The 21813-nt window shown below is 69.6% G+C and carries 22 protein-coding genes; 5 read left to right on the top strand and 17 right to left on the bottom strand.

Translation table 11 applies throughout. The features are described from left to right. Positions 1-7: 7 nt before the first annotated feature. From ureG to JJL56_RS16945, 11 genes are all read right to left on the bottom strand, one after another. Positions 8-646, bottom strand: a complete 639-nt coding sequence (gene ureG / locus JJL56_RS16995) for an urease accessory protein UreG (protein WP_014240314.1) — start codon at positions 644-646, stop codon at positions 8-10. After that, complete coding sequence (locus JJL56_RS16990; protein ID WP_425599136.1) at positions 643-1392, bottom strand: urease accessory protein UreF; 750 nt, start codon at positions 1390-1392, stop codon at positions 643-645. Before JJL56_RS16990 ends, ureG begins: the two co-directional genes overlap by 4 nt. 49 nt (positions 1393-1441) lie before the next feature. Beyond that, a complete protein-coding gene (locus tag JJL56_RS16985) occupies positions 1442-2029 on the bottom strand; it encodes an urease accessory protein UreE (protein WP_200485725.1) in 588 nt (195 codons plus the stop codon). Then, on the bottom strand, positions 2026-2889 hold the full coding sequence (gene murI, locus JJL56_RS16980) for a glutamate racemase (RefSeq protein ID WP_200485724.1): 864 nt from the start codon (positions 2887-2889) through the stop codon (positions 2026-2028). Before murI ends, JJL56_RS16985 begins: the two co-directional genes overlap by 4 nt. 18 nt (positions 2890-2907) lie before the next feature. Further along, on the bottom strand, positions 2908-4617 hold the full coding sequence (gene ureC / locus JJL56_RS16975) for an urease subunit alpha (RefSeq protein ID WP_094306278.1): 1710 nt from the start codon (positions 4615-4617) through the stop codon (positions 2908-2910). 27 nt (positions 4618-4644) lie between these two features. After that, positions 4645-4950: an urease subunit beta gene (locus tag JJL56_RS16970; protein ID WP_200485723.1), complete on the bottom strand. Its 306-nt coding sequence runs from the start codon at positions 4948-4950 to the stop codon at positions 4645-4647. A gap of 12 nt (positions 4951-4962) precedes the next feature. After that, the gene (locus JJL56_RS16965; RefSeq protein WP_014240308.1) at positions 4963-5265 is read right to left on the bottom strand and encodes an urease subunit gamma; all 303 of its coding nucleotides are present in this window, start codon (positions 5263-5265) and stop codon (positions 4963-4965) included. A gap of 100 nt (positions 5266-5365) precedes the next feature. Continuing rightward, the gene (locus JJL56_RS16960; RefSeq protein WP_345772595.1) at positions 5366-6208 is read right to left on the bottom strand and encodes an urease accessory protein UreD; all 843 of its coding nucleotides are present in this window, start codon (positions 6206-6208) and stop codon (positions 5366-5368) included. Beyond that, positions 6201-8555, bottom strand: a complete 2355-nt coding sequence (xdhB, locus tag JJL56_RS16955) for a xanthine dehydrogenase molybdopterin binding subunit (protein ID WP_200485722.1) — start codon at positions 8553-8555, stop codon at positions 6201-6203. Before xdhB ends, JJL56_RS16960 begins: the two co-directional genes overlap by 8 nt. After that, entirely contained in the window at positions 8548-10014 is a 1467-nt protein-coding gene (gene xdhA, locus JJL56_RS16950) for a xanthine dehydrogenase small subunit (RefSeq protein ID WP_145626554.1), read from the bottom strand. The genes xdhB and xdhA overlap by 8 nt, the downstream gene beginning before the upstream one ends. A gap of 118 nt (positions 10015-10132) precedes the next feature. Further along, complete coding sequence (locus JJL56_RS16945; protein WP_200485721.1) at positions 10133-10834, bottom strand: LuxR C-terminal-related transcriptional regulator; 702 nt, start codon at positions 10832-10834, stop codon at positions 10133-10135. Between the two features lie 352 nt (positions 10835-11186). Here JJL56_RS16945 and JJL56_RS16940 point away from each other — a divergent pair, with 352 nt between their 5' ends. Continuing rightward, complete coding sequence (locus JJL56_RS16940; protein ID WP_145626552.1) at positions 11187-11849, top strand: LuxR C-terminal-related transcriptional regulator; 663 nt, start codon at positions 11187-11189, stop codon at positions 11847-11849. Between the two features lie 53 nt (positions 11850-11902). Here JJL56_RS16940 and JJL56_RS16935 read toward each other — a convergent pair whose 3' ends face one another. Next, on the bottom strand, positions 11903-12475 hold the full coding sequence (locus tag JJL56_RS16935) for a type 1 glutamine amidotransferase domain-containing protein (protein WP_145626551.1): 573 nt from the start codon (positions 12473-12475) through the stop codon (positions 11903-11905). Positions 12476-12604: 129 nt separating this feature from the next. Between JJL56_RS16935 and JJL56_RS16930 the strand changes: the two genes are divergently transcribed. Then, positions 12605-13354 (top strand): PRC-barrel domain-containing protein, encoded by a 750-nt coding sequence (locus JJL56_RS16930; protein WP_200485720.1) that lies wholly within the window; start codon positions 12605-12607, stop codon positions 13352-13354. A gap of 37 nt (positions 13355-13391) precedes the next feature. Here JJL56_RS16930 and JJL56_RS16925 read toward each other — a convergent pair whose 3' ends face one another. Further along, positions 13392-14705 (bottom strand): D-amino acid dehydrogenase, encoded by a 1314-nt coding sequence (locus JJL56_RS16925; protein ID WP_200485719.1) that lies wholly within the window; start codon positions 14703-14705, stop codon positions 13392-13394. A 273-nt stretch (positions 14706-14978) separates the two neighbouring features. Here JJL56_RS16925 and JJL56_RS16920 point away from each other — a divergent pair, with 273 nt between their 5' ends. After that, a complete protein-coding gene (locus JJL56_RS16920) occupies positions 14979-16520 on the top strand; it encodes a sigma-54-dependent transcriptional regulator (RefSeq protein WP_200485718.1) in 1542 nt (513 codons plus the stop codon). 8 nt (positions 16521-16528) lie between these two features. On the opposite strand, the gene JJL56_RS16915 is transcribed toward JJL56_RS16920, so the two are convergent. Next, the gene (locus tag JJL56_RS16915) at positions 16529-16759 is read right to left on the bottom strand and encodes an FmdB family zinc ribbon protein (RefSeq protein ID WP_035673472.1); all 231 of its coding nucleotides are present in this window, start codon (positions 16757-16759) and stop codon (positions 16529-16531) included. 140 nt (positions 16760-16899) lie between these two features. Between JJL56_RS16915 and JJL56_RS16910 the strand changes: the two genes are divergently transcribed. Next, positions 16900-17436, top strand: coding sequence for a gamma carbonic anhydrase family protein (locus JJL56_RS16910; RefSeq protein ID WP_345772594.1), 537 nt, complete (start codon positions 16900-16902; stop codon positions 17434-17436). A 22-nt stretch (positions 17437-17458) separates the two neighbouring features. Here JJL56_RS16910 and JJL56_RS16905 read toward each other — a convergent pair whose 3' ends face one another. Further along, positions 17459-18199: a sulfite exporter TauE/SafE family protein gene (locus tag JJL56_RS16905; protein ID WP_247891116.1), complete on the bottom strand. Its 741-nt coding sequence runs from the start codon at positions 18197-18199 to the stop codon at positions 17459-17461. A 335-nt stretch (positions 18200-18534) separates the two neighbouring features. Here JJL56_RS16905 and JJL56_RS16900 point away from each other — a divergent pair, with 335 nt between their 5' ends. Then, positions 18535-18984, top strand: a complete 450-nt coding sequence (locus JJL56_RS16900) for a CBS domain-containing protein (RefSeq protein WP_109068344.1) — start codon at positions 18535-18537, stop codon at positions 18982-18984. 101 nt (positions 18985-19085) lie between these two features. On the opposite strand, the gene JJL56_RS16895 is transcribed toward JJL56_RS16900, so the two are convergent. Together JJL56_RS16895 and JJL56_RS16890 are read right to left on the bottom strand one after the other, a co-directional pair. Next, positions 19086-20819 (bottom strand): PEP/pyruvate-binding domain-containing protein, encoded by a 1734-nt coding sequence (locus JJL56_RS16895; RefSeq protein ID WP_200485715.1) that lies wholly within the window; start codon positions 20817-20819, stop codon positions 19086-19088. A 235-nt stretch (positions 20820-21054) separates the two neighbouring features. After that, complete coding sequence (locus tag JJL56_RS16890; RefSeq protein WP_200485714.1) at positions 21055-21807, bottom strand: NUDIX hydrolase; 753 nt, start codon at positions 21805-21807, stop codon at positions 21055-21057. Between the last annotated feature and the right edge of the window lie 6 nt (positions 21808-21813).

Here is a 21813-nt window from a genome sequence, read left to right as displayed (position 1 = left end):
GAAGTGATCAGCCCGGAAGCGGCAACCCGCCCCGCTGAACGATGAAGGACTGGACCGCGTCCACCCCCTGCCCCGTCTTGATGTTGGTGAAGACGAAGGGCCGGTCGCCGCGCATCTTCTTGGCGTCGCGGTCCATCACCTCCAGGCTGGCGCCGACCAGCGGGGCGAGGTCGATCTTGTTGATGACCAGCAGGTCCGACCGGGTGATGCCCGGCCCGCCCTTGCGCGGGATCTTGTCGCCCGCCGATACGTCGATGACGTAGATGGTCAGGTCAGCCAGTTCCGGCGAGAAGGTGGCCGCCAGATTGTCGCCGCCCGATTCCACGAAGATCAGGTCGAGGTTCGGGAATTTGCGGTTCATCTCGTCGACGGCGGCGAGGTTGATCGAGGCATCCTCGCGGATCGCCGTGTGAGGGCAGCCGCCGGTCTCCACCCCCATGATCCGGTCCGGCTTCAGCGCGCCGGAGCGGGTAAGGAACTCGGCGTCCTCCTTGGTATAGATATCGTTGGTGATCGCCGCGACCTCCCAGTCGTCGCGCATGCGCTTGCACAGCGCGTCGGTCAGCGCCGTCTTGCCGGAGCCGACCGGCCCGCCGATGCCCACGCGCAGGGGGCCACCATGGCTCTTGGAAATCGGGGCGGTCATGAGCGGAACAACCTCGTGTATTGGGTTTCGTGGATCATGGAGGTCCAATCGACGGCCATGGCACGGCTGCCCAGATCGTCGAGCGGGGCGGCCAGCGCGGCCTCCGCCGCAGAGTGCACCACGGAATCGAGCGCCGCCAGGGCCTTCTGCCCGTCCGTCTGCCCCAGCGGCACCAGCCGCACCCCGGCCGAGACGAGGTTGGCGGCGAAGGCGTGCAGATAGGCCGACAGGGCGGGCCCCTCCGGCACGCCGATCAGCGCGGCGGCCAGCGCCACGGCGAGGGCGTAGGCAACCGGGCGGCCGGTGTCGGCGATCACCCGGTCCCAGCGCTCCATCCCCTCCAGCGGCCAAGCGGCGCGCACGGCGATCAGGAAGGCCTGCCCCTGCGCGCGGCTCTCCAGCGCGGTCTCGGAAGAGGCGCGCATGGCGTCGGCGCGTTCGACCGCCCAGGCGAAACCCGCCTCGTCGCCCGCCAGCACGGCGCGGTGGGCGGCGGCGAACAGCATGCCGTCAGTGCGCCCGGCGCCGTGGCGGAGGATGCCGTCCATCCAGCGCGTCAGCGTGTCGCGGTCGCGGACGAGGCCCTGTTCCACCGCCGCCTCGATGCCGTGGCTGTAGGAGAAGCCGCCGACCGGGAAGGACGGCGACAGCCAGGCAAGGAGCTTGGTGAGGTGGGTGGCCGAGACGGGCCCCCACCCCCCCGCTGGGCGGGTCCCTCCCTCCCCCGCTGCGCAGGGGAGGGCCAAGTCCCCTCCCTCGCGAAGCGGGGGAGGGTTAGGGAGGGGGCAAGCGCCCTCAGTCATGCGAATGACCGTGGGAATGCCCATGAGAATGGGAGTGGCTGTGGCTATGGCTGTGGGAATGCGAATGACCATGATCGTGGTCATGCCCATGATCATGGCCGTGCCCGTGCCCGTGCCCATGCGAATGCCCCTGCCCCGAATAGGCCCCGCCCTCCGGCGCGAAGGGCGCGTGGATGGCCGTGACGCTGGCCCCCAGCCCCTTCAGCATGTCCTCGATCACATGGTCGCGGCGCAGACGGATCGTCTCGCCGACGATCTGCACCGGCAGGTGGCGGTTGCCGAGGTGCCAGGCGATGCGGGCGAAGCCTTCCGTCCCGCCGCCGCAGCGCACCTCCATCAGCTCCTCGTCGGCGGCGACCACGCGCAGGAAGGCGCCGTCGCCCAGTTCAAGCCCGTCTCCGTGGTCGAGCGCGACCGCGCGCGGCAGGTCCAGCAGGAAATCGGTCCCCGCATCGTCCCTCATCACCATGCGGCGCCGGTGGCGGTCGTCGAAGGCGAGGGTCACCGTGCCGGCCTCGCGCTCGGCGGGCCAATGGCCGCAGGCGTGGACTCGGATGGCGCGGCGGAGCGTGTCGGTCATGGAGAAAGCCGTTCGAAGGGTGTGGGCCGGCCGAAGAAACGTCCCGCGAGGGCGCCGACCGGTTCCGCCGCTCCCGTGGTGAAGAAACGAAGGACGCCCGGCGCCTCGCCAGCGGACGGGACTGGGGCCGGGGCGTATTCGGGGTGGCGCTCCAGGTAATTGTCCAGCGACCGGGCGACCAGGCTGGGCTGGCACAGCACCTCCACCCCCGGCGGCAGCGCCTCCGTGAACAGATGCGCCACCAGCGGGTAATGGGTGCAGCCGAGCACCGCCGCGTCCAGCGGCCGGCCGCCGAGCTGCTCCAGCAGCGCCCGCACATAGCCGCGCACCGCCGGAGCCAGCTCCGCGTCCCCCGCCCCCCTCTCGATCAGCGGGACGAGGTCCGGGCAGGCCTGCTGCACCACACGCACGTCGGGTGCCCGCTTGCCGATCTCGCGCGGGAAGGAGCCCGACGCGACGGTGGCCGGGGTGGCGAAGACGCCGACGGTCCGCGGCTCCGGACGCCAGTCGGCGGCGGGGCCGTCCTGCATCCAGGGCACGCGGGTGATCGCCTCGACCATCGGCACCAGGACGCCCAGCACGTTGCGGCCCGGATGGGCCACGGGCAGCCACGTCCGCTGCATCCGCCGTAGGGCCACCGCCGCCGCCGTGTTGCAGGCCAGGACGACCAGCCCACAGCCCTGGGCGAACAGCCGCTCCACCCCCTGGACCGTCAGGCGGTAGATGTCCTCCTCGCTGCGCGGACCATAGGGAGCGGCGGCATGGTCGCCGAGATAGACGAAGGGACGCCCGGGAGCGGCGGCCACCAGCGCGCGCAGCACCGTCAGACCGCCATGCCCGGAATCGAAGACTCCAATCACGAACCCGTCACCCCACACTCAGAACAGGAAGTACCGCTGCGCCATGGGCAGCACGTCCGCCGGCTCGCAGGTCAGGAGCTGGCCGTCGGCGCGCACCTCGTAGGTTTCCGGATCGACCTCGATGTGGGGTGTGGAATCGTTGTGGATCATCTGCTTCTTGCCGATGGCCCGCACCCCCGTCACCGCGACCAGCTCACGCCGCAGACCGAGCGAGCGCAGCGCCTCGTTCTCCAGCGACAGCTTGCTGACGAAGGTCAGGGAGCTGGCCTGCATCGCCCGGCCGTAGGCGCCGAACATCGGGCGGTAATGCACCGGCTGCGGCGTCGGGATGGAGGCGTTGGGGTCGCCCATCAGGGCCGCCGCGATGGTCCCGGCCTTCAGCACCATGTCCGGCTTCACGCCGAAGAAGGCCGGCGACCAGACGACCAGATCGGCCAGCTTGCCGACCTCGACCGAGCCGACGACATGGGCGATGCCGTGCGACAGCGCCGGGTTGATCGTGTATTTGGCGACGTAGCGCTTCACGCGGAAGTTGTCGTTCTCGCCCGTCTCCTCGGCCAGACGCCCGCGCTGGACCTTCATCTTGTGCGCGGTCTGCCAGGTGCGGATGATCACCTCGCCGACCCTGCCCATGGCCTGGCTGTCCGAACTCAGCATCGAGAAGACGCCGAGGTCGTGCAGGATGTCCTCCGCCGCGATGGTCTCGCGCCGGATGCGGCTCTCGGCGAAGGCCACGTCCTCCGGAATGCGGGGCGACAGGTGGTGGCAGACCATGAGCATGTCGAGATGCTCGTCCACCGTGTTCACCGTGAAGGGCCGCGTCGGGTTGGTGGAGCTGGGCAGCACGTTGGGCAGACCCGCCACCTTGATGATGTCCGGCGCGTGGCCGCCGCCCGCCCCTTCGGTGTGGAAGGCGTGGATGTTGCGGCCCTTGAAGGCGGCGATGGTGTTCTCCACGAAGCCCGACTCGTTCAGCGTGTCGGTGTGGATCGCCACCTGGATGTCCGTCTCCTCCGCCACCGTCAGGCAGGTGTCGATGGCCGCCGGGGTGGTGCCCCAGTCCTCGTGCAGCTTCATGCCGCAGGCGCCGGCGGCGATCTGCTCCAAGAGCGCGTCGGGACGGCTGGCGTTGCCCTTGCCGAAGAATCCCAAGTTGATCGGCAGCCCTTCCGCCGCCTGGAGCATCCGGGCCATGTGCCACGGGCCCGGCGTGCAGGTGGTGGCCGACGTGCCCGCCGCCGGGCCGGTGCCGCCGCCCAGCATGGTGGTGACGCCGCTGTTCAGCGCCTCGTCCACCTGCTGCGGGCAGATGAAGTGGATGTGGGCGTCGATGCCGCCGGCGGTGACGATCTTGCCCTCGCCCGCGATGACCTCGGTGCCCGGCCCGACGACGATGGTCACGCCCGGCTGGACGTCCGGGTTGCCGGCCTTGCCGATGCCGGCGATGCGCCCGCCGATGATGCCGATGTCGGCCTTGACGATGCCCCAATGGTCGATGATCAGCGCGTTGGTGATGACCGTGTCCACCGCGCCGCCCTGGCGCGAGGTCTGGGCCTGCCCCATGCCGTCGCGGATCACCTTGCCGCCGCCGAACTTGACCTCCTCGCCATAGACGGTGTGGTCCTTCTCGACCTCCACGATCAGGTCGGTGTCGGCCAGCCGGACACGGTCGCCCACGGTGGGGCCGTAGAGAGCCGCGTATTCGGCCCGGTCGATGCGATGCGCCATTGTCTGATGCCCCTCCGCTGGCGCCCTTTACAGGCTGCCGTTGACCTTGCCGTTGAAACCGATGACCACGCGGTTGCCGGCATAGGCCACCAGCCGCACGCGCCGCGTCTGCCCCGGCTCGAAACGCACCGCCGTCCCGGCGGGGATGTCCAGCCGGAAGCCGCGCGCCTTCTCGCGGTTGAAGGTCAGTGCTTCGTTGGTCTCGGCGAAGTGATAGTGCGAGCCGACCTGGATCGGGCGGTCGCCGGCGTTGGCGATGTCCAGCTCCACCGTGTCGCGGCCGGCGTTGAGTTCGATCTCGCCCGCGGCGGGGATGATTTCACCGGGTTTCATCGAGGTTTCCCCTTAGCGAATCGGCTGGTGGACGGTGACGAGCTTGGTGCCGTCCGGGAAGGTGGCCTCGACCTGGATCTCGTGGATCATCTCCGGGATGCCGTCCATCACCTGATCGCGGGTTATCACCGTCGCGCCGTCGCGCATCAGCTCGGCCACGGTGCGTCCGTCGCGGGCGCCTTCCACCACATAGTCGGTGATGAGGGCCACCGCCTCGGGATGGTTCAGCTTCACGCCACGCTCCAGCCGGCGGCGCGCCACCATGGCGGCCATGGCCACGAGAAGCTTGTCCTTCTCGCGCGGTGTCAGGTTCATGGGGCTGTCTCTCCGCCTTCCCATTGGATTGGCGGGATTATGCCACGTCGCTGCGGTGCGCCAATCCCGTTTCGACAGGCGCTGTGCGCTTTCGATCGGGTCAGACTTCCCACAGTCGCGGCAAGCGCGTCGGCAGGCCCGCCGCCGCGGAGCGCAGATGCGACCACAGCGCCGCGTAGGCGCCGCGCACCGACCGCGCCTCGCCGCCCAGGATGCGGACGACCAGCAGCCCGTCAAAGGCCGTGGCGCCGACCCGTACGCCCTCCAGCCCCTCCGCCGCCTCGCGCAGCGTGTCCCGCCGGGTCGCGGCGTCGGGTGCGGCGTAGAGCAGTGTGGCGCAGGCCCCGGCCCCGCCGAAGCCCGCCGGGTGGGCCAGCGTCTCGGCGAGGTCACCGTCCATATGCAGGGCGTCGGCCCAGGCAAGGCGGCCGTCGCGCACCACCTCCCAAGCGTCGCGGACAAGGCCGCGGGTGACCGTCTCGCCGAAGGCGGCGCGCCCGAAGACCAGCATCTCCCCGGCGATCAGGCGGGCGTCGCCCTCCAGTTCCAGCCGGGTCAGGCGGCGCAGGCGGGAGCCCTCGAAGACGATGGCCTCCTGCGGCATCCATTCCAGCCAGCCGCCGGCCTCGACGGTCACGCGGGTGTCGATGCGGCAGTCCGGCCCGGCGGAGCGGTAGACCTTCTCCGCCGCCTGGGTCGTCACCAGCGCCGCCGCCCCCGGCCCCGCCGACAGGGCGACGTCCAGCCGGTCGCCGCCGACCAGCCCGCCGGAGGTGGTGACCAGCACCGCGATGGACAGATCCTCCGCCCGCGGGTCGGGCAGCAGCACCCGCAGCGGATCGTGGTGATAGAGCGTGGCGAGGCGCGTGGCCCCGTGGCGATGCTCGAACCGCACCGTCGCCGCGCCGTGGACGGCGACCTTCTTCATCAACGCGTCAGCCACCAGCGGAACCCATCCTTGCCTTCAATTCCTGGGCCTTCACATCCTCAACCGCCAGCAGCACGCGCTCCGGCGTCGCCGGCGCGTCGAGGCGCACCGGCAGCCGGTGGCCGCCCACCGCCGCGACGGCGTCCTTCAGCGCCAGCCACGCCGAGATGCCGAGCATCAGCGGCGGCTCCCCGATCGCCTTGGAGCGGAACACCGTGTCCTCCCGGTTGGGGCGGTCGGTGTAGAGCGCCACCCGGAAATCCTCCGGCAGCGAGCGCGAGGTCGGGATCTTGTAGGTGCTGGGCGCGTGGGTGCGCAAGCGTCCCTCGCCGTCCCACCACAGCTCCTCCGAGGTGACCCAGCCCAGCCCCTGGACGAAGGCGCCCTCCACCTGCCCCAGGTCGATGGCCGGGTTGATGCTGCCGGAGCAGTCGTGCAGCACGTCGGCGCGGGGGAAGCTGTACTCGCCGGTCAGCGTGTCGATCAGCGCCTCCGTCACCGCGACGCCGCAGGAGAAGTAGAAGAAGGGCCGCCCCTCGCATTTCTCGCGGTCCCACCAGATCTTCGGCGTGGCGTAATGGCCGGTGGAGGACAGCGACACCCGGTTCAGGTAGGCGAGCTTCGCCACCTCCGCGAAGGTCATGGCATGGTTGCCGGCGAAGACGGCGTTGTCGCGGAACTCCACCTTGTCGGGCGTGGTGTGGCAGTGCTGGGCGAGGAACGCCACCAGCCGGTCGCGGATGGTCCCCACGGCGATGCGCACCGCCATGCCGTTCAGGTCGGTGCCGGCCGACGCGGCGGTGGGCGGCGCGTTCGGCACCTTGTCGGTGGCGCTGGCGGTGACCCGCACCCGGTCCACGTCGATCTGGAACTCCTGGGCGGCGATCTGGGCCATCTTGGTGTGGATGCCCTGCCCCATCTCCGTCCCACCGTGGTTCACCTGGATGGAGCCGTCGGTGTAGACATGGACCAGCGCCGCCGCCTGGTTCAGGTGCTTGACGGTGAAGGAAATGCCGAACTTCACCGGGGTCACCGCCAGCCCCTTCTTCAGCACCGGGCTGCGGGCGTTGAAGGCGTCGATCTCCTCGCGGCGGCGGCGGTAGTCGCCGTCCCGCTCGATCCGGTCCATCAGCTCGGCCAGGATCTCCGGCTCCTCCACCGGCATCCCGTAGTGGGTGGTGTCGCGGCCCGGCCCGCCATAGAGGTTGGCGCGGCGCACGTCGAGCGGGTCCTTGCCGAGGGAGCGGGCGATCTCGTCCACCACATGCTCGATGGCGATGACGCCCTGCGGCCCGCCGAAGCCACGGAAGGCGGTGTTGGACACCGTGTTCGTCTTGCAGCGATGTCCGGTCACCCGCGCCGCCGGCAGATAGTAGGCGTTGTCGGCGTGGAACATCGCGCGGTCGACCACGCCGTTGGACAGGTCCAGCGACATGCCGCAGCGCCCGGCAAGGTCCATCTCCAGACCCTGGATGCGCCCCTCGCCGTCGAAGCCGACGTCGTAGCGCACGAAGAAGTCGTGGCGCTTGCCGGTCATCAGCATGTCGTCGTCGCGGTCCAGGCGGAACTTCACGGGCCGCTTCGTCGCGTTCGCCAGCAGGCCGGCGATGGCGGCGATCTGCGCCGGCTGGCTTTCCTTGCCGCCGAAGCCGCCGCCCATGCGCCGACACTCCACGGAGATCCCGTGCATCGGCCGTCCCAGCACCTGGGCGACGGCGTGCTGGACCTCCGCCGGGTGCTGGGTCGAGGAATGGACCAGAAGGTCGCCGTCTTCCTTGGGGATGGCGTAGGCGATGTGGCCTTCCAGGTAGAAATGGTCCTGCCCGCCGACCTCCAGCGTGCCGGTCAGCCGGTGCGGCGCCCCGGCGACCTCCGCCGCCGCGTCGCCGCGCCGGAAGGTCAGCGGCGGGGAGACGAAGCTGCCCGTTTCCAGCGCCGCCTCGGCGGTCAGCACCGCCGGCAAATCCTCGTAATAGATCTCGACCAGCCGGGCGGCGGCGCGGGCCTGCGACAGCGTCTCCGCCGCCACGGCGACCACCGCCTGCCCGGCATAGGTCACCAACTCGTCGGCCAGGATCGGGTCGCCGCGCTGGACGGTGCCGATGTCGCCGTCCCCCGGAACATCGGCGTAGCTCAGGACCGCGTGCACGCCCGGCGCCTGCTTCGCCCGCGACAGATCCATGCCCAGGATGCGCGCGTGCGCCCGCTCGGACAACCGCACCGCGACGTGCAGCGTGCCGGGCAGTTCCGGAATGTCGTCGGTGTAGGCCGCGGCGCCCATCACATGCTTGCGGGCGCTTTCATGCTCGATGCCCCGGTGGACGCCACCGCGGATCGGTTGGATGGTGCCGCCGTCAGCCATGCACGGCCTCCAGGGAAGGCAATTCGGCCCCGGTCGTGTGAAGAAGGAAGCGCATCAGCAGGTTCTTCGCCACCAGCGCCCGGTAGCGGTCGCTGGCCCGCATGTCGGTCATGGGCCGGAAGTCGCCGTCGAGCGCCGGCAAGGCCGCCGCCACGGCGTCCGCCGTCCAGGGCTGCCCGGCCATCGCCGCCTCCAGCGCCGGGGCGCGGGCCGGGGTCGCCGCCATGCCGCCGTAGCCGGCGCGCAGATCCGCCACCCGCCCCTCCCCGTCCAGGGTCAGCAGGAAGGCGGCGCAGACGGCGGAGATGTCCTGATCCCGCCGCTTGGACACCTTCCAGGTGGCGAAGCGCTGGCCCTCGCGCGGCAGCGGGATGCGGATGCGCTCGACGAACTCGCCCGGCTTCAGGTCGTTCCTGCGGTAGCCGTGATAGAAGCCGTCCAGCGGCAGCTCCCGCCGCACCCCGCCCCGGTTCAGCACCAGCGAGGTCCCCAGCGCCAGCAGGGCCGGCATGCTGTCCCCGATGGGGGAGCCGTTGGCGACGTTGCCGCCCAGCGTGCCGGAATTGCGCACCTGCGCCGCCCCGATGCGGGTGACCAGGGCGGCCAGCTCGGGCAGGCGGCGCTCCAGAACCGGCAGCAGGTCGGTGTAGGTCACCGCCGCGCCGATCTCCAGCGCCTCGGTCCCCTCGTCGATCCGGTGAAGCTCCCGCACCTGGGCGAGGTGGATCAGCGTGGGCAGGCTGCGCCCCTGTTTGGTCACCCACAGCCCGACGTCGGTCGCCCCGGCGACCAGCGTGGCGTTCGGATGCGCGACGAACAGGGCGGCCAGTTCATCGACGCTCCGCGGCGCGTGGAAGCTGGCGGGGCCATGAGTCACGGTCAGGGAGCCGTCGCGCCGGATGGAGCGCAGCACCGTGGCGATGCCCTCCTCCGCCCGGTCAAAACGGTCTTCGGCCCGCTCCGCCATCACAGCGCGAGCAGCGTCGAGGATCGGGCGGTAGCCGGTGCAGCGGCACAGGTTGCCGGCCAGCGCGTCATGGATCGCCCCATCGTTCAGGACGCCATCGGCAGCGCGTCCGTCATGGTGGAGCGCGAACAGCGCCATCACGAATCCGGGGGTGCAGAAGCCGCATTGTGAGGCGTGCTTGTCGACCATCGCCGCCTGAACGGGGTGCAGTTCCCCGTCTTCGCCGGCCAGATCCTCGACGGTCAGGAGCAGCTTGCCGTCGATCATCGGCAGGAAGAGGATGCAGGCGTTGACGGCGCGGTAACGCAGGCGCCCATCTGGGGTGAGATCGCCCAGCACCACCGTGCAGGCGCCGCAATCCCCCTCGGCGCAGCCCTCCTTGGAACCGGGGCGCCCGTTGGCGCGCAGCCAGTTCAGCACCGTGGTGGTGGGATCGACGTCCCGCACCTCCACCACCCGTCCGCCGAGCACGAAACGCACAGAGCCCGTCATTGTCCCTCCTGTCGGGCGTTTCCGTCATAGTGCCGGAAAGTCTCCGCAGGCCGCAATGGCGGGCCGGCCGTCTAGCCATAAAGGCATGGTTCGGATGGATAAACGGCGCCGAAAGGCGTCAGACGTCCTCCGGGAAGCAACCGCTGCGGGCCGCCACGACGGCAACCTGGGTGCGGTTGCGCACGCCCAGCTTCTGCATGATGGCCCGCACATGGACCTTCACGGTGCCTTCCAGCACGCCCAGCTCCCGCGCGATCTCCTTGTTCGAGTGGCCGGCCAGCAAAAGCTGGAACACGTCGCGCTGCCGGTCGGTCAGCCGATCGAGGATCTGGCCCGAGGGGCGCGCGACCTCCGTCGCGACGTTGCCGGACAGGACGGCGCGCGGCAGCGGCAGGAAGGTTTCCCCGGTCAGCGCCAGGGAGATCGCATGCTCCAGGACCGCCGTGGAGCTGGTCTTCAGGATGTAGCCCCTGGCCCCCAGGCGCACGCTGTCCACGATGTCCGCCACCTCGTCCGACCCGGAGATGACCAGCAACGGGCGGTTTCCCAGAACCTCGACCATGCGACGCACCCCGTCGCGCCCGCTGCGGTCGCCCAGATTGAGGTCGAACAGGACCAGTGTCAGATCCGGCGTGCGGTCGGCGATGACCATCGCCTCGTCCAGCGAGCCAGCCTCCAGCACCTGCGCGTCCGGGTGGATCTCCCCCACCGAGAGGGCGAAGCCGTGCCGCACCAAGGGGTGGTCGTCCACCACCAGAAACGTTTGCGCCCTGCCGGCCACCGACCGCTCCTTGCCGCGCGTCTGCAGCTGAACTTCCATTTCTTTGCTACCCCATCAAGCCGCCGAAAGCCGATTTGGAAAACAAAGACGTCCCAAACCAGCCCAGCTTTCTGTCCAGCGGAAAAGTATAAAGATACCTCTTTTGGACTTTGCAGAAGCAGCGCTATGCGAATTCCTGACTTTTTGAAGCCATTTATGATTCATTCATATCGAGCTTCTTCCAAGCATCTTGCACCGCTCCCAGACCATCCGTATAAATCATCGGGACAACCAGCGTAAAGCACGCTTTTTCGATACAATAAAGTCGGCTTTTTTCCCTTTTCCCAGGCGAAACGGACAACGATTGGCGTTGTGCGCTGCTCGTCACGGGTGGCGTCACGGAGGAGTTTCGATGAAAACCTGGAACGTCATGCTCGTGGACCATGATCGGCTGTTTTCGGCGGCGCTGGGAACGCTCATCAGCGGTGGCCCCTTCCGCGTCTGCCATCACGCCGCGACGGTGGAGGACGCCGAGGCGGCCATCGCGCAGGGGATGCTGCCCGACCTGATCGTGGTGGCCCTGGGGGAGGCGACGAACGACGAGGCCGGCGGGGTAAAGCGCCTGCGCGCCGCCACCAGCGCCCGCATCGCCGTGCTGGCCGACGCCATCGCCGACCGCACGCTGTCGCTGTCGCTGAAGGCGGGCGCCGACGCCTATCTGAACAAGTCGATGTCGAGCGAGTCCCTTCTGCGCGCCCTTCAACTGGTCATGCTGGGTGAGGTGGTCTATCCCACCCACGTCGCAAGCCTGCTGATCGCCAACGCCAACAGCGAGCGCCCGCAGCCGGAGCGCGCCCAGCCCGCCAGCAACGAACTGTCGAAGCGCGAGGTTCAGATTCTGCGCTGCCTGCTCGCCGGACAGTCGAACAAAGCCATCGCGCGCAACCTGCACATCACGGAATCGACCGTGAAGATGCATTTCAAGAACGTGATGCGGAAGATCAACGCCCAGAACCGCACGCAAGCGGCGGTGTGGGCGATCCAGAACGGCCTGTCGCCGCTGGCGTCCGTCTAGAGAGTTTGTCCCCTCTCCCAGCGCCGGGGAGAGGGGACGGTGCATCATCACTATCACTCCGCCGCGGTGCGGTGGGCGCCGTGGCGACCCTCGGCGAACTCCTCCACCATTTTGCGGCAGAAGGCCGGCAGATCGTCCGGCTTGCGCGAGGTCACCAAGCCCTGGTCGGCGACGACCTCGCTGTCCTCCCAATTCGCTCCGGCATTGCCGAGATCGGCCTTCAGCGACGGCCAGGAGGTCATGCGCTTGCCCTTGGCGCCGCCCGCGTCGATCAGCGTCCAGGGGCCGTGACAAATCGCGGCGATGGGCTTGCCCGACTGGACGAAGCTGCGCACGAAGTCGATCGCCTTGGGCTCCAGCCGCAGCGCGTCGGGATTGATGACGCCGCCCGGCAGCACCAGCGCGTCGAAGGTGCCGGGGTCCGCCTGATCGAGCGTGACGTCCACGTCCACCCGGTCGGCCTTGTCGTGGTGGTTCCAACCCTGGATCTGCCCGCCCTGGGGCGCCACGATCCGCACCTCGGCGCCTTCGTTGCGCAGCGCCTTCACCGGTTCGGTCAGTTCGACCTGCTCGAAGCCGTCGGTCGCCAGAACGGCGACGGTCTTCTTCTCCAGCTTTCCTGCCATGGGATCACCTCCTCGGTTGGCCTGTCCGGTCAGCAACCGGCGTACCTCTGGGGAGTTCCCTCGGGAACCGCCGCGCACCCCCCATGTTCCCTTTGACGGACCGCGCGTCACAATCGGGAGCACAGACCCATGCGTTACAGCGGCACTTCGGCGGGCATCCTCGCCGCGTTCGCCTTCGCCACGTCCCTGACCCTGGGCGTTCCTCAACCCGTCCAGGCTCAACCGTCCCAGTCCGCCGAAACGGGGCGGACCACCGAAACATCCTATCCCCGGCTCTACCAGGGCTGGCGGGCCGGCGTGATCGTCGGGACGGAGGTCGAGGGGCTGCTCGGCGAGGAGCTTGGGCAGGTGGTGGATCTCGTCGTCGGCCCGGACGGGCGGCTGGAAAGCGCGGTGATCGAGGCCAGCGGCATGCTGGATGTCGGCGAGGCGCGCTTCACCGTACCCTGGCACCAGCTCATGCCCGGATCGGTGGACGGCGTCCTGGCCTATCCGGTCACCGGCCCCGACACGCTGGACCTGATCCGCCGCCAGCAGCAGGCGGCCAGCCGTCCCGGCGACTGGCGCGTCTCCGCCCTGCTCGGCCAGCCGGCCAACACGGAAGGCGGAGCGACGGAGGCCGGCTTCTTCGGCACGGTGGAGGATCTGGTGTTCGACCGCAACGGCGCTCTCAAGGCCGTCGTGGTCACGCCGGAGCCTGAGGGCGAAGGCCCTTACGCCGTCGCCTGGAAAGCGGCGGCGCTGGAGCCGGGCCTGACCTCCGTCACATTGCAGGCGACGCCGGAGCAGGTGAAGGCGCTCGGCTTGTTCGACGCGGCGCGCATGAAGGAATTCAACACCGCGCGCCTGAACCAGGGCGCGCAGGCCCGTCGGGAATAGACCCCGACGGGAGTAAGGCCCGTAGGATTAAGGCTCGTCAGGCCGCCGGGCGGGCCACGCCGCCGACCGTGGGGCGGCTGGACGCGGCAGAGGCGGAGCGGCCGTAGCGGGCGACCGTCAGCCCATCCATGTCGATCTCCGTCTGGCGCCCGCCGACCACGTCGGCGACCACCCGGCCCGAACCGGCGGCCATCGTCCAGCCGAGCGTGCCGTGGCCGGTGTTCAGGAACAGGTTGCGCACCGGGGTCGCGCCGACGATGGGGGTGCCATCCGGGGTGTTGGGCCGCAGGCCGGTCCAGAACTCCGCCTTCGACAGGTCGCCGCCCGTCGGGAACAGGTCACTCACCACATGGTCGAGCGGGCCGCGGCGGTCCGGACGCAGGGTGAGGTCGAAGCCGGTCAACTCCGCCGTGCCGCCGACGCGGATGCGGTCACCGAGGCGGGTCACCGCGATCTTGTGCGTTTCGTCCATCACCGTGGATTCCGGAGCACCCGCCGGATCGACGATGGGCAGCGTCAACGAATAGCCCTTCACCGGATAGACCGGCAGGTCCAGCCCGAACGGCTTCACCAACATCGGGGAGTAGCTCCCCATGGCGACGACGTAGGAGTCGGCGGTCAGCGTGCCGGCGTCGGTGACCACGCCGGTGACCCGGCGCCCGTCGCTCTCCAGCTTGCGGATGCCGGTGTTGTAGCGGAACTCCACGCCCAGCTCCGTCGCCATCGCGGCCAGCGCGTTGGTGAAGCGGAAGCAGTCGCCCGTCTCGTCACCGGGCAACAGCAGGCCGCCGACGATCTTCTCCTTGACCAGCCGCAGCGCCGGCTCGACGGCCGCGCAGCCCTCCACATCCAGCAGGCTGTAGGGCACCTTGAAGCGGTCCAGGACGGCCATGTCGGTGGCGGCGGCGTCCACCTGCTTCTGGGTGCGGAAGACCTGGAGCGTGCCCTTGGCGCGCTCGTCGTAACGGATGCCGGTCTCGTCGCGCAGAGCGCGCAGGCAGTCGCGGCTGTATTCGGCCAGCCGGACCATGCGGCCCTTGTTGATCTCGTAGGAGCGCTCGTTGGCGTTCGCCAGCAGCTTCAGGCACCAGGACCACATCGCCGGGTCCAACTTGGGCCGGATCACCAGGGGGGAATGCTTCATCAGCATCCACTTTACGGCCTTCGCCATCAGGCCCGGCGCTGCCCATGGGGCGGAGTAACCCGGCGAAACCTCGCCCGCGTTGGCGTAGCTGGTCTCCAGCGCCGGGCCGTGCTGCCGGTCCACCACCGTGACCTCGTGTCCGGCCTTCGCCAGAAAATAGGCGGTGGAAACGCCGATGACGCCGCTGCCGAGGACGATGACGCGCATGTGAAGGCTCCCGAGATCACGGATTTGTCCGCATCCCATTCGCAAACGGGATGCCAAGTGCCGGAAGCCGCGGAATCACTGGCGCGGACGGTTGAGCTCCGGATGAGACCGTACACCAATCGTTACGCGTCACTCGAAACACATCTCCTGTTTCCCAGTTAAACACCGATAAAACAGCGAGTTGCAGTACCCGTACAGAAATCGTTACGGCGTACACGGATGTTTACAGATGCGCCCGTCGTGGTACTCTCGCCCACTCCACCGGGGGAAGCCATGCGCATCGACGTCCTGTTCGCCGACCGGGTCGGCATCGCCCATGAGATCCTGGCCGTGCTCGCCAAGCGGCGCCTGAACGTCGTGGCGGTGGAGGTGGACCCGCCGCACATCCACATCGACGCGCCGGAACTGGACGTGCCGGGCTTCGGCGCGCTCGACGCCGCCCTGCGCGCCGTGCCAGGCGTGGAGTCCGTCACTCCCATCGACATTCTGCCAGGTACACGGCGGCGGCTGCATCTGGACGCGCTTCTCCAGGCGCTGCCCGACCCGGTTCTGGCGGTGGACCGCGCGGGCCGCATCGTGGTCGCGAACGCCGCCGCCGCGACGGTCGCCGGACGCAGCGAGGCCGCCCTGACCGGCGCCGATTTCGGGCGGCTGTTCGGCGATGCGGAGCTGTCCGACCTGCTGGTGGACAACGGCTTCCGCCTCGCCGCCGGGCAGGAGGTCACGCTGAACGGGCAGCCCTTCCTGCTCGACGCCACCCCCATCGTTGAGGACGGGCGTCCGGCCGGTGGCGTCGTCACCCTCTTCGCGCCGAGCCGGCTGGGCGAACGGCTGAACGCGCTGCAGAACTTCGACGAGGGCGGCTTCGACCGCATCCTCGGCGAGTCCGCCCCGGTCCGCTCGCTGAAGGCGCGGGCTGCGCGGGTCGCGGCGGTGGACGCGCCGCTGCTGATCCTGGGCGAGACGGGCACCGGCAAGGAGCTGATCGCCCACGCCTGCCACCGCGCCAGCCCGCGACGCGACAAGCCCTTCCTGGCGCTGAACTGCGCCGCCGTTCCGGAGAGTCTGGCGGAGAGCGAGCTGTTCGGCTACGCCCCCGGCTCCTTCACCGGAGCGCAGCGCGGCGGCAAGCCGGGCCTGCTGGAACTGGCCCATGGCGGCACGGTCTTTCTCGACGAGATCGGGGAGATGTCGCCCTACCTCCAAGCCAAGCTGCTGCGCTTCCTGAACGACGGGCGCTTCCGCCGTGTTGGCGGCGACCGCGAGCAGACGGTGGATGTCCGCGTGGTCAGCGCCACCCACCGCGACCTCGACGCCATGGTCGCCGAGCACAGCTTCCGCGAGGACCTGTTCTACCGGCTGAACGTGCTGTCGCTCCAGGTCCCGGCGCTGCGCGAGCGCGGCGACGACATCCTTCTGCTGGCCCGGCACTTCATCGCCCGCGCCTGCGCCCAGGCCCGCCGCCCGCCCTGCCGTTTGACCGTCGCGGCGAGCGCCGCCCTGCTCGCCAACCCCTGGCCGGGCAACGTCCGCCAGCTGGAGAACGTCATCTTCCGCGCCGTGACGATGAGCGACGGCGCCTATCTCGACGCCGCCGACCTGGAGTTGGCCGGGGCGCGCATGGACGCCGAAACCGGCGGCGAGCCCGCCGAGCCGTCCAACTGGGACGAGGCGGCGGCGGCGTTCGAGCGCGGCCTGCTCCGCCGCCTCTACCCGCGCTACCCCTCCAGCCGCAAGCTGGCCGCCCGGCTCCACACCTCGCACACGATGATCGCGAACAAGCTGCGCAAGTATGGGATACCGGACGGGACGTGAGCGCCGCGCTAAATGCGCGAGCGTTCCGCCTTGCTGTAGTTGCTGAAATGGCCCTCCGCTGCGGCGGCGCGGCGGGCCGTGTTCAGGAACTTGTCGGCCTTGGTGTCCGGCGCGATGCGCGCCACCTTCCGCTCCAGCGCCGCCGACCCGCAGGAGGCGCAGACGGGCGTGTCCGACGAGCGCACCAGCGCTTCGAAATCGTGGTCGCAGGCGGTGCAGTGGTAGGAATAGAGCGGCATGGGAGTCCTCACACGGGTCGGGAACCAAGCGCACCCATCATATCACGCAATTTTCTTATGGGTATAGCGCAGTGCAGCATTCTCACGCCGCCGATCCGTTCCGCGGTAGGATGCCCACACGAAGAATAAAGGAGGAACGGGTGATCTACGCCTTCAACGACAAGGTCCCGCAGCTGTCGCCAAACTGCTGGGTGGCCCCCAGCGCCACCGTGGTCGGCGACATCCTTCTGGAGGAGGACGTGTCCGTCTGGTGGGGGGCGGTCATGCGCGCCGAGGAGGAGCGCATCCACATCGGCGCCGGCAGCAACGTCCAGGACAACGCCGTCCTCCACGTCGATCCGGGATTCCCGCTGCTCATCGGACGCAACGTGACCATCGGCCATCTGGCGATGGTGCACGGCTGCACCGTCGGCGACGGCAGCCTGATCGGCATCGGCGCCACCGTCCTGAACGGAGCCCGCATCGGACGTGACTGCCTGATCGGCGCCCATGCCTTCATCGCGGAGGGCAAGGAAATCCCCGACCGCTCGCTGGTGCTCGGCGCGCCGGGCAAGGTGGTGCGCACGCTGTCGGACGAGGATGTGGAGCGGATGCGCGCCCCCGCCGCCGTCTACCAGGAGCGGTGGAAGAGCTACGCCAAGGGGCTGCGTCCCATCGCCGTTCCCGGCCAGCCCTGACAAGACCCGGTGTGGGGCGCCCTCAGGCTCCGGCGCCCTTGATGAAGAAGTACAGGGTCAGCCCCACGCCGATCGACACCACCACCCACTTCATCACGTCGCGGCTGACCCGCTTCGCCGCATGCGCACCGACGTAGCCGCCGGCGATGGCCGACACCGCCATCACGGCGGTTTCCGGCCAGGACACCGCGTCGGACAGGCAGAAGGCCGCGACCGCCGCGCCGTTCATCAGAGCGGCCAGCAGGATGCGCAGACCGTTCATGGCGTGGATGTCGCGCAGGCCGAACAGGGTCAGCGCCGCCAGCATCAGGAAGCCGATCCCGCCGCCGAAATAGCCGCCATAGATGGCGATGATGAACTGCACGACCAGAACGGAGCGCCCTCCGAGCCGCAGGCGGGCTGCCAGCGCCGGCATGAAGCTGCCCACCGCGAAGACCGCCGTCGCGAACAGCAGAAGCCACGGCACCAGCCCGGCGAAGGCGCGGTCCGGCGTGGTCAGCAGCAGGATGGCCCCGACCACGCCGCCGACGAGGCTGACCACGGAGAAGGCGGTGACGCTGACCTCCGTCACGCCCCGGATCTCGTTGCGGTAGGCCCAGGCGCTGGCCATCTGGCCGGGGAACAGGGCGACGGTGCTCGACACGTTGGCGCTGACCGGCGGCACCCCGGCGAACAGCAGCGCCGGAAACGTGATGAAGGCCCCTCCCCCGGCGACGGCGTTGAGAACGCCCGACGCGAACGCCGCGAGCATCAGCAGCATCATGGCAACCATCGCACCCCCACACTCAGTCAGTCTGAGTATTTGGCATGCCAGCTATCGTTGTGGGCACCCTGACGATCGCCATAGGGACGACGACGAAGGCCGGCGAAGCCCCAGCAAAAAAATGCAATCTCACTGATTGTTTGCCATGTTAGCTATTGACGAGCCGTGGCATCTGGTATACCAAATATCCATCGCCTGCCACTGCCCGATGCCCAGGTGCCGCCGACGGCCTTCGACCGGCCCGATGCGGCTCCACCGGTCAAGCTCCGGTCCCCCCGCGGGGGTTTCCGTGCAGGGCGCGCTTACGCAACCCGCTGTCTGGTGGAGGGCTCGCCATGAAAGTCGCCGACATTCTTCGGACCAAGGAATCCCGCGTCGTCACCGTCCGTTCCGGCGAAACCATCGAGGAGGCGATCCGACTGATGCGGTCGGAGAACATCAGCGCCCTGGTGGTCAAGGACGTCTGCCGGACGGAAGGCAACGCCGTGGCCGGCATGCTGTCGGAACGCGACGTCGTTTACGCGCTGCTGGAACGCGGCGCCTCGGTCCTGAAGACGCCGGTCTTCATGCTGATGTCGCGCGCGCCGCAGACCTGCTCGCCCGACGACAGCCTTGTCCACGCGCTGGAGCTGATGGACCGCCACCACATCCGCCATCTGCCGGTGCTCGACGGTTCCACGCTGGTCGGTGTCGTCAGCGCCCGCGACTTCACCAAGCTCCAGCTCACCGAGATGGTCGCCCACACCCAGCCGCCGGCACAGGAAACCCCGGTCTACGCCCACTGACCGCAAACCCGGCGGAAGCAAACCCGGCGGAAGCGAAAAGGCCCCAGCCAAAAGGCCCGTCGTCCCCTCGGACGGCGGGCCTTTTTCATGGCTTCAAACCATCACTCGCCGACGCCCTCGGCCCAGCGCAGCAGCAGCGCCACGGCTTCCGGCAGCTCGGGGCGGATCATCGGCACGCTGCCCAGGATCACATGGCCCGCCCCGCCGTCCACGGTGATGATCTCACCCGCCCGGACGGTCAGGTCGCCCACGGTCATCACGCCAGCCGCCGGATCGACGCGCAGCATGCGCGCTCCGGTGACGCAGGGCAGCCCCATGGCGCGGGCGACGGTGGCGGCGTGGCTGGTCGCTCCGCCGCGGGCGGTCACCACGGCGCAGGCCACCTGCATGCCGTGCACGTCGTGGGGAGAGGTTTCCGGGCGGCACAGCACCACCGCCACGCCCTCCGCCGCCAGCCGGACCGCCTCGTCCGACGTGAAGACCGCGGCACCCGTGGCAGCGCCGGAGGAGGCTGGCAGGCCGCGGGCGATCACCTCGCGGGGGGCGTCCGGATCGGGGATGGGGCGCAGGCTGTCCGCCAGCGCCGGCAGATCGGCGCGCCGCACCGCCTCGGCCCGCGTGATGATGCCGGCCTGCGCCATCTCCGTGGCGATGCGCACCCCGGCCTCCGGCGTCCGCTTGCCGGCGCGCGACTGGAGGATGAACAGACGGCCCTGCTGAACGGTGAACTCGATTTCCTGCATGTCGCCGAAATGGCGCTCCAGCCGGTCGGCGATGCGGCCCAGCTCGGCGAAGGCCTCGGGAGCGACCGCCTCCAGGGAGGCCTCGGCGCCGGCCAGCGGCCCCGGCGTGCGCAGACCGGACACGATGTCCTCGCCCTGGGCGTCGGCCAGGAACTCGCCGCACAGCACGGCCTCGCCAGTGGACGGGTCGCGGCTGTGGGCGACGCCGGTGCCCGAGGCGCCGCCGCGGTTGCCGAACACCATCGCCTGCACGGTCGCCGCGGTTCCCCAATCGTCGGGAATGCCGTGCACCGCCCGGAAGGCCACCGCGCGGGCGTTGCTCCAGGAGCGGAAGATCGCCCCGATGGCGGCGAAGAGCTGGGTCCGCGCGTCCTGCGGGAAGGGCTCGCCCGCCTCGCGCTCGATCACCGCGCGGTAGGCGGCGGCCACGGCGCGCCAGTCGGCGGCGTTCAGGTCGGCGTCGCGGGTCAGCCCGCGCCCCTCCTTGTAGGCGTCCAGCGCCGCGTCGAAGACGTGGGCGCCCACCCCCTGCACCACCGCGCCGTAGGTCTGGATCAGACGGCGGTAGCAGTCGTAAGCGAAGCGGGCGTCGCCGCTGCGCGCCGCCAGCCCCTTCACCGTCGCGTCGGTCAGGCCGAGATTCAGGATGGTGTCCATCATGCCGGGCATCGACGCCCGCGCCCCCGACCGCACGGACACCAGCAGCGGGTTCTCCGACCCGCCGAAGCGCGCGCCCGCGACGGCTTCCAGCCGGATCAGCGCCTCCTCGACCTGGGCCGTCAGGCCCGTGGGGAAGCCGCCCTGCCCGGCGCGGTGCCGGCGGCTGGCCTCCGCCACGATGGTGAAGCCCGGCGGCACCGGGACGCCCAGCCGCGCCATCTCGGCCAGCCCGGCGCCCTTGCCGCCCAGCTCCGCCAGCATGCCGCCGTGCCCCTCCGCACCGCCGCAGCCGAAGGCGTAGACCCACCGCTGCCCACCGGCCGCCTGTCCATTGGCCGCCGGCAGCGCCGCGTGCCCGGCAACCACGGCGGCACCGACGGCGAGGGCGCCGCTGGTGTCGGTGGAGCCTTGGATGATGGACTGGTGGAGCATGGACCTATCCTCGCGTCGGCGTGGTGTTCAGGCACCGTGTGGACATGAACGGAAAGTTTCTCCGATCAAACCGATATCTTATTTCACCATAATGCCACTTTGCGAACTGAGTGCAATGCACAAATAGTCGCATTTGCGACGATAACGCTTCGGCGGTGAAAATAGGCACGGGAAATTCCGCATAGCGGAATTTTAGGCGAATTGTGGCGGAGAAATTCGGAATAGCGCGACGCGCTCAACCCAACCGTGCCAGCTCCAAAGGAACACGGGTCAGGGGGTAGCCGAGCCCGTCCGGGATGCACAACGCCGGCCCCTCGGGGGTGTCGGCGGGACGGGGCAGGATGGGCGTCAGCGGGTGGAAGCGCGCGGCCTCCTCCATCGCGTGGCGGACCGTGCGGCAACCGGCCAGACGCAGCAGGTTCATGCGGGTGGCGAAGACCAGCGACAACCGCTCCGCCTCCGCCTCGGCTAGGATGGCCCGCGGCGTGCCCCAGAATCCGGCGACCGCCTCCACCCCGTCGACCACGGCGGTCTGGCGCGCCGGCGCCTTGGCGAGGAAGAACAGGGTGTCGTAGCGTCGCCACACGCTCTCCGGCGTGAGCCAGCGGGCGAAGGGAACCAGCGCCGCCACGTCCGGCTCCAGCCCCACCGCCAGCAGCCGGTCCAGGAAGGTTCCGCCCGACACGGTCCGCAGCCCGTCGAGAAGGGCGGAATCCACCGCGCCGCCGGCCAGCAGCAGGCCGCACTCCTCGAACGCCTCGCGGATCGCGGCCATCCGCTGCGGCATGTCGTCGGTCAGCGGCAGCGACAGCTCCCGCCAGGGCAGTTCGCTGTCCTCCGCGTCCAGCCGCCCGCCGGGAAACACCGTGGCGCCGGGCGCAAAGCGAAGGTCGCGGTGGCGCTGGATCATGAAGACCTCCAGCCCGTCCACACTGTCGCGCAGAAGGATCAGGCTGGCGGCGGAAAGCGGCTCGACAGGCGTGTTCATGGCATC

This window comes from Azospirillum aestuarii (assembly GCF_016632405.1).
Classification (GTDB): domain Bacteria; phylum Pseudomonadota; class Alphaproteobacteria; order Azospirillales; family Azospirillaceae; genus Azospirillum; species Azospirillum aestuarii.
The sequence above is the reverse complement of the archived record's forward strand: the minus strand, read 5'-3'. Positions and strand labels throughout refer to the sequence as shown.

Excerpts from the sequence above, each read along its gene's own strand:
- JJL56_RS16905 (WP_247891116.1), bottom strand. The coding sequence starts at position 18,199 with ATGATGCTGCTGATGCTCGCGGCGTTCGCGTCGGGCGTTCTCAACGCC.
- JJL56_RS16935 (WP_145626551.1), bottom strand. The coding sequence starts at position 12,475 with ATGGCAGGAAAGCTGGAGAAGAAGACCGTCGCCGTTCTGGCGACCGAC.
- xdhA (WP_145626554.1), bottom strand. The coding sequence starts at position 10,014 with ATGACGGGCTCTGTGCGTTTCGTGCTCGGCGGACGGGTGGTGGAGGTG.
- JJL56_RS16945 (WP_200485721.1), bottom strand. The coding sequence starts at position 10,834 with ATGGAAGTTCAGCTGCAGACGCGCGGCAAGGAGCGGTCGGTGGCCGGC.
- JJL56_RS16970 (WP_200485723.1), bottom strand. The coding sequence starts at position 4,950 with ATGAAACCCGGTGAAATCATCCCCGCCGCGGGCGAGATCGAACTCAAC.
- JJL56_RS16925 (WP_200485719.1), bottom strand. The coding sequence starts at position 14,705 with ATGCGCGTCATCGTCCTCGGCAGCGGCGTCATCGGCGTTTCCACCGCC.
- JJL56_RS16965 (WP_014240308.1), bottom strand. The coding sequence starts at position 5,265 with ATGAACCTGACACCGCGCGAGAAGGACAAGCTTCTCGTGGCCATGGCC.
- JJL56_RS16940 (WP_145626552.1), top strand. The coding sequence starts at position 11,187 with ATGAAAACCTGGAACGTCATGCTCGTGGACCATGATCGGCTGTTTTCG.
- ureG (WP_014240314.1), bottom strand. The coding sequence starts at position 646 with ATGACCGCCCCGATTTCCAAGAGCCATGGTGGCCCCCTGCGCGTGGGC.
- JJL56_RS16915 (WP_035673472.1), bottom strand. The coding sequence starts at position 16,759 with ATGCCGCTCTATTCCTACCACTGCACCGCCTGCGACCACGATTTCGAA.
- JJL56_RS16890 (WP_200485714.1), bottom strand. The coding sequence starts at position 21,807 with ATGAACACGCCTGTCGAGCCGCTTTCCGCCGCCAGCCTGATCCTTCTG.
- xdhB (WP_200485722.1), bottom strand. The coding sequence starts at position 8,555 with ATGGCTGACGGCGGCACCATCCAACCGATCCGCGGTGGCGTCCACCGG.
- ureC (WP_094306278.1), bottom strand. The coding sequence starts at position 4,617 with ATGGCGCATCGCATCGACCGGGCCGAATACGCGGCTCTCTACGGCCCC.
- JJL56_RS16930 (WP_200485720.1), top strand. The coding sequence starts at position 12,605 with ATGCGTTACAGCGGCACTTCGGCGGGCATCCTCGCCGCGTTCGCCTTC.
- JJL56_RS16985 (WP_200485725.1), bottom strand. The coding sequence starts at position 2,029 with ATGACCGACACGCTCCGCCGCGCCATCCGAGTCCACGCCTGCGGCCAT.
- JJL56_RS16895 (WP_200485715.1), bottom strand. The coding sequence starts at position 20,819 with ATGCTCCACCAGTCCATCATCCAAGGCTCCACCGACACCAGCGGCGCC.
- JJL56_RS16900 (WP_109068344.1), top strand. The coding sequence starts at position 18,535 with ATGAAAGTCGCCGACATTCTTCGGACCAAGGAATCCCGCGTCGTCACC.
- JJL56_RS16920 (WP_200485718.1), top strand. The coding sequence starts at position 14,979 with ATGCGCATCGACGTCCTGTTCGCCGACCGGGTCGGCATCGCCCATGAG.